Raw genomic sequence first — 6107 nt, forward strand, 5'->3', positions numbered from 1 at the left:
GGGCTCAAGTCGACGGCGATGCGCAAAGACGAAGGCTTCGACAAGCCCAAGGACCGGGGCGTGTCGGGCCCCAGCGTGAATCTCACGGGCGTGCGCGGGTTGCCGGCCACGCCCGCGGCGGTGGGGGCACCGCCAGGGCCGGGCTCGACCGTCCACGCCAGCTGAGCGGCGCTGATCGGATCGGCGCTGTGCACAATGCGCCCGACCGGGGATCCCGCTGCGGTGCCAGAGGCCGTCGAGCCAGCGGCCGTGGACGACCCCAATGACGCCGATGACGCCGCCGAGGTTGGTCCGGAAGGCCCGGACACTGGCGGCGTCGGCGCAGCACCCGCCTGGCCCGCCGTCCCCACACCCGCCGTCTCGGTGCCCGACGACGTCCCCGCGCCCCCTGTCCCGAGGCCCGAGGCGATCGCCAGCCATGGTCGATCGTCCACCAGCCCAGCGCCGACGATCCGCTCCTGGTCGCCGAGCGCCACATCCGAGGCCGCGATGGTGCTCGCCGCCCGGCCGTCCCAGCGCCACAGGGCCAGCCGGTCGCCGATCCGCCCGGCCAGCAGACACGCCCCGTCGCCACACCCACCCGCCTCGACCGACGCCTGACCTGTCGCTGATCCGGTGGGCAGGTCGTAACGCCGCCACGCGCTCTGGATGACCGATCCGGTCGTCGTCCAGATGCTCGGCACCACCTGCACGCTCCCATCGCCGAGAAGCGTCGTCGAGCCCAGCAGCAGCACCGACGATCCCATCGGGATGACCGCGGTGGCGGCGACCAGTCCGCTCGCCTTGGTGCTGGCCAGGGCCGTGCGCGCGGAGTTGGCGCGGACCCATGTCCTGCCCTGCGCGCGCCACGTCGCGATGTCCAGGCCGGTGCCCTCGGACTTCCACCCACCGACGACCACGGGTTGCCCGGCGCCGTAGCCCACGCCGCTCAGGCCCCCCATGTCGTAGCCGCCGAAGGTCCAGAACTCCTGTTTCTCCTCCGCCACGGCACCGCCGGACGCACCGATATTGCCGCGCCAGATCGTCCACCGGACATTGCCGTGCGCGCCTCCGCGCTGGCCCGCGACGCCGATCACCTGCGTCCCGTTCGCGGCCAGCGCCAGCCACGACCCTTCCTTGCCGTATGCCGTGCTCGCCGTCACCCTGACCGCCCGCCTTGCGCTGCCCTCGCCGCCGGACCCGGCTGCCGGGTCGACGAGGGTCAGCCCCGCGCGCGGAGTGGTGGACACGGCATACGTCCCGAGGAGCAGGCCGGCGTCGGTCGCCGCCATCGCGGTGACCGGGCCGGGCAGGCTAACCGGCACGCGCGTCAGGCTGCTGGGAGAGGCCGGCTGTGCTGTAGGGGGGACGCTTGAACTCGCGCTACTGGTGGCGGTGACAGAGTCGCCGGTGCAGGCGCCTAGGGCGAGCAACGTGGCGCCGGCGATCACGGATGTGGCCGCTTCCCGCATCCGCCCCCATTGGGGTGCTCCATCGCGCTGCATCCACTCGATTGTCCCACCCCGGCGGATTGTCGCCTGCCAAGTACCTGTGAATCGTGGGCACGTGTCAAGTCTCGACACGAGGCGCGCATCCGCGCAGGGGCAGGTCAGCCCGCGTCGATGACGATCTGCGGGCCGAAGAGGGCCATGGCGTCGAGCGCGCGTTGGTGGTTCTCCACGCTCGATCCGGCGCACCCGGGCGCGTCGATCACGACCGTCGCCCCCGCATCGGCCGCGGGGAGGGCGGTGGCGAGCACACAACAGTCCGTCGAGACGCCGGCCAGCCGCAGCCGGGGCTGGTCGCCCACGACGGCCCGCAGATCCGCGTGCCATTTGCCGAAGGTCGGCAGCGTTACGACCCGTCCGTCGCGACCCGCGGCGGAGGCGACGTCACCGAGCTCGCGCACCACGGCATACAGCGGGTTCTCGTCGGGCACAACCGCGAACGGCCACTCGCGGTAGTAGGGCTCCCAGGAGCCCCCCATGTGCGGGTCCGCCACAAACCGCGTGATCACCACCCGATTGCCGTATGCCGCGGCCAACCGCACGATGCGCCCCACCGCACCCGCCCACATCGGGGAGCCCCATGCGCTCGCCGGGTCGGCGAAGATCCGCTGCGGGTCGATGATGACCAGCCATTCGCCCGGCTCGGGCGACGGGACCGGCGCGCTCACCGGTTCACCGGCGCGTAGCTGGCGTGGCCGCGTGCCAGCTCCTGACCCCGCACCTTGGCCCGCCGCGCGACATAGGTCACCAGGAGCGAACCGACGAGGGCGAGCAGGACGCCGAGGTTGGCATACGCCCAGTTGCCCTCCCAGTAGCCGTCGGTCGCATTCCAGGTGCCGAGGCCGAGGGGCTCGAGGAGATAGCCCTGCCAGTTGTTCCACGAGGCGTCGGCGGCGAACGGGTTGACGACCAGGCCCCACCCGATCACCGAGAAGATCGCCATCGTGGCGATGGAGATCCAGTCCCAGGCGCCATAGATGCCGCGGGGATCGAAGAGCGCGTCGTCGTCATAGTCGCGCCGGCGCAGGGCGATGTCGGCGATCATGATGCCCGCCCATGCGGCCAGCGGCACCCCGAGAGTGATCAGGAAGCTCTGGAAGGGGTTGATGAAGTTCTGGGCGACAAAGACGACATAGAACGTGCCCAGTGTGAGGATCACCCCGTCGACGAGGGCCGCGGCCGGCCGCGGGATGCGCACGCCGAGGCTGAGCAGGGTCAGGCCGGAGGAGTAGATGCCGAGCACCGCGCCGGAGACCAGCGAGAGGATCGCGACGATGAGGAAGGGCACGAGCACCCAGGTCGGCAACAGCGTGGCCAGCGTGCCGATCGGGTCGCCGCCGATGGCGCTCGCGACCTTCTCGTCCGAGCCGGCCAGCGCCAGGCCGTAGCAAACCAGAAGCGAGGGGGCCAGTGCGCCGCCGATGGTGTTCCAGGCGACGATGGCCCCACCCGCGGCGTCCCGTCGCTGATAGCGCGACCAGTCCGCGGCGATATTGATCCAGCCGAGGCCGAACCCGGTCATCACCATGACCAGCGCACCGATCGTCTGCTGGAAGCTGCCGGACGGGATCGCCGAGACCGTCGCCCAGTCGATGTCCTTGACCGTCATCGCGACGTAGAGGAGCGTGATCGCCCCGGTGATCCACGTCAGATAGGACTGCATCTTCATGATGATGTGGTAACCCGCGACCGACGCCATGACGATCATCGCGGCGACCACGATGGCGGCGATGACCTTGGTGGCCGTGCCGCCGCCCCACCCGAGTCGGTCGAAGATCGTCGCCGTCGCCAACACGGCCATGATCGACAAGAAGGTCTCCCAGCCGATGGAGACCAGCCACGAGATGACGCCGGGCACCTTCTGTCCGGTCACCCCGAAGGCGGCCCGCGACAAGATCATCGTCGGCGCCGATCCCCGCTTGCCGGCAATCGCGATGATCCCGCAGAGCAGGAAGGAGACGATCACGCCGAGCAGGGTGACGACCACGCCTTGCCAGAAGGAAATGCCGAAGCCGAGCACGAACGCGGCATACGAGATCCCGAAGACCGAGATATTCGCCGCGAACCACGGCCAGAAGAGATCCTTCGGTGACGCGGTGCGCTCGGACTCACCGATGATCTCGATGCCGGTGGTCTCGACACCGAGCGAGCGCACGCGCTCAGTGGCCCCCCGGTTCGTGGCAGCAGTCATGATCAGAGCGTGCCAGATCACGGCCGCACACACGCCCCACCGGGGCTGCCTGCCTTCGTGTCGCCCGTATGCCGTGGCATCCGGGCCGCGCGTGCATCACCGCACGCGCGGCACAAGGGTGTTAACGCCGTCCGGTCACCCAGCGACCGTAGTCGTCGTCGTCATCATCGTCCGTGTCATCCACGAACTCCGGCTCGCGGGTCTGTGTGGCCCCGTGGAGTTCTCGTTCAAGCGCGCTGAAGTCGGTGCTCGGCGAGTAGTACTTCAAGTCGCGAGCAACCTTGGCTTGCTTGGCTTTGGCCCGGCCGCGCCCCATGGCGTGACCCCCTCATGCGTCTGCCGGGGCGGCATCGCTGACCCGGCTGAACGTGCTGATCAGCCGACCTTCGCGGAGCGGTCCCGGGAATGTGTGTGTTCGTGGGAGTAACGCTATAGCAATTCACGATGTTCCTCTCCCAGGTGACGGACCGCGGGTCGGCGAAAGGACGGTTGCCCGTTCGCGCGTGCGGGCGGCTCAGAGAGGAAGCGGGATGGGCGTGATCCCTTCGTTACCGGGCGCGAGACAACCCCGCGCCGGGCTCGGGCGTCGGTTGGGTAGTAAGGGCCAACCGGCCGAGCCGATTGATCGAGTGGGGATTGAGATGACCAAGGGACGAGGCGTCAGCGCCGCGGCCGTGCTGCTGGCGGCCACGATCGGGATGACCGCGTGCTCGCCGAGCGGTGACCTCGCCGGCGCGACGACGTCCGCGGTGACCACGCCGGGGGCATCGAGCACTTCGCCGAACACGACGAGCACACCGAGCCCGAGCACCACGCTGCCGGCCACGGCGAGCACGTCGACAACACCGACGCCGACCGCCACACCGAAGCCGTCGACCACGAGCCCGTCGCCCACGTCGATGACGCCGACGCCCTCGCCGACGTCGCCGAAGCCCAAGCCGACGAGCACGCCCACCACCCCGCCGCCGCTGGACGACACTTCGCTGATGAAGCCCGGCGACAAGGGGCCGGCCGTGCAGCGGATGCAGCAACGGCTCAGCGACCTGGGCTATTGGCTCGGCACGCCCGACGGCACCTATGGCTACAACACGTCCCAGGCCGTCATGGCCCTTCAGAAGACCGCTGGCCTCGGCCGCGACGGGGTCTACGGGCCAGCCACCCGTGCGGCACTCGACCGCGGTGTCCAGCCGAAGCTCGTGGTCAGCGGCAACGCCGTGCAAATCAACCTGGCCAGCCAGGTGCTGACGGTCGTCGAGAACTCTCGGATCGTGGCCATCCTCAACACCAGCACCGGCAGCGGCGAGAAGTACATCAGCCGCGGCCACCCCGCCGTCGCCATCACCCCCAAGGGCACCTTCAGCGTCATCCTGCAGATCGATCAGATGGAGCACGGCCCGCTCGGCGACCTGTGGCGGCCGAAATACTTCACCGGCGGTATCGCGGTCCACGGCTCATCCAGCGTGCCGGGCTACCCGGCCTCGCACGGCTGCGCCCGGGTCTCGAACCCGGCCATGGACATGATCTGGGCCCGCGGCCTGATGCCGATGGGCCGCACCGTCGTCGTGTTCTAGGACACCCCCCGAAGTTTTCCGCTCCTTCGTCGGACGAGTGTCCTTTTGGCGTCGCTCCTCGTCGGCTCGGCGGGGCCGCTCGTGCCTCGCGTCCCCGTCTCGCCGGTCGTCGCGACACCGTCGTAGGTGGCCTCGTTCGCGTTCGTCTCGCCTCGGCTCACGTCGTCGGTTCGGATGGGGAGGGAACGAAACCGGCCACCTAGGTGCTCTATGTCGGTGACGGGACGTCACGGCATACGGGCGCGGGTAAAGGGAGGTGGGCATGGCGCGAGCGCAGGACTTCGAGGACTTCGTGCAGAGCCGGTATGCCGCGCTCGCCCGCACCGCCGTCCTGCTCGCCGGCACGCGCGCCTCCGGCGAGGACCTGCTTCAGGAAGCCCTGATTCGCACCTATCTCGCCTGGCCCAAGGTCCGTGAGTCCGCCGCCGACGCCTATGTGCGCACCACCATGGTCCGGCTGCTCCTGCGCGACCGGAAGCGCCGCTGGTCCGGGGAGATCCCGCATGGGGAACTCCCCGAGACGGCCGTGACCAGCGATTTGGTCACCGCGCCCGCGATCCGCGCCGCCCTGCAGTCGCTGCCCACCGACCAGCGCGCCGCCATCGTGCTGCGCTTCTATGCCGAGCAGACCGAGGCCCAGATCGCCGACACGCTCGGCTGTGCCCCCGGCACCGTGAAGTCCCGCGTCTCCCGTGGCCTGGACGCCTTGCGCAGGAGCGGGCTGCTGCTGGACGACCCCCAACCCGCCACTCCAGGGAGGACGCCGTGAGCACCGTTCGTGAGTTGCTCGAGCAGGCCGTCGAGGACGACGAGTTCGTGCCTCCCGGCCCGAGCCTGTATGCCGTGGCCGCCCGCCGC

The 6107-nt window shown here is 70.0% G+C and carries 6 protein-coding genes and 1 pseudogene; 2 read left to right on the top strand and 5 right to left on the bottom strand.

The window, feature by feature from the left end; translation table 11 throughout:
* The 5 genes and pseudogenes from PKH97_RS12565 to PKH97_RS12585 form a co-directional block, all read right to left on the bottom strand.
* Nucleotides 1–1304, bottom strand: a pseudogene (locus PKH97_RS12565) (hypothetical protein); the annotation flags it as partial.
* 284 nt (nucleotides 1305–1588) lie between these two features.
* Entirely contained in the window at nucleotides 1589–2155 is a 567-nt protein-coding gene (locus PKH97_RS12570) for a cysteine hydrolase (protein ID WP_324387825.1), read from the bottom strand.
* Complete coding sequence (locus PKH97_RS12575) at nucleotides 2152–3678, bottom strand: cytosine permease (RefSeq protein ID WP_324387826.1); 1527 nt, start codon at nucleotides 3676–3678, stop codon at nucleotides 2152–2154. The genes PKH97_RS12570 and PKH97_RS12575 overlap by 4 nt, the downstream gene beginning before the upstream one ends.
* Nucleotides 3679–3799: 121 nt before the next feature.
* Nucleotides 3800–3994 (bottom strand): DUF3073 domain-containing protein, encoded by a 195-nt coding sequence (locus PKH97_RS12580; protein ID WP_324387827.1) that lies wholly within the window; start codon nucleotides 3992–3994, stop codon nucleotides 3800–3802.
* 198 nt (nucleotides 3995–4192) lie between these two features.
* Nucleotides 4193–4657, bottom strand: a complete 465-nt coding sequence (locus PKH97_RS12585) for a hypothetical protein (protein WP_324387828.1) — start codon at nucleotides 4655–4657, stop codon at nucleotides 4193–4195.
* Nucleotides 4658–4664: 7 nt separating this feature from the next.
* On the opposite strand from PKH97_RS12585, the gene PKH97_RS12590 reads away from it, so the two are divergent.
* Both PKH97_RS12590 and PKH97_RS12595 read left to right on the top strand, forming a co-directional pair.
* Nucleotides 4665–5249 carry a L,D-transpeptidase family protein gene (locus PKH97_RS12590; RefSeq protein WP_324387829.1) on the top strand — a complete coding sequence of 195 codons (585 nt, stop codon included), beginning with the start codon at nucleotides 4665–4667 and terminating at the stop codon, nucleotides 5247–5249.
* Nucleotides 5250–5511: 262 nt separating this feature from the next.
* Nucleotides 5512–6018 carry a SigE family RNA polymerase sigma factor gene (locus PKH97_RS12595; protein WP_324387830.1) on the top strand — a complete coding sequence of 169 codons (507 nt, stop codon included), beginning with the start codon at nucleotides 5512–5514 and terminating at the stop codon, nucleotides 6016–6018.
* Nucleotides 6019–6107: the final 89 nt, after the last annotated feature.

The sequence above is a fragment of the Nostocoides sp. genome (genome assembly GCF_035343835.1).
GTDB lineage: Bacteria > Actinomycetota > Actinomycetes > Actinomycetales > Dermatophilaceae > Nostocoides_A > Nostocoides_A vanveenii.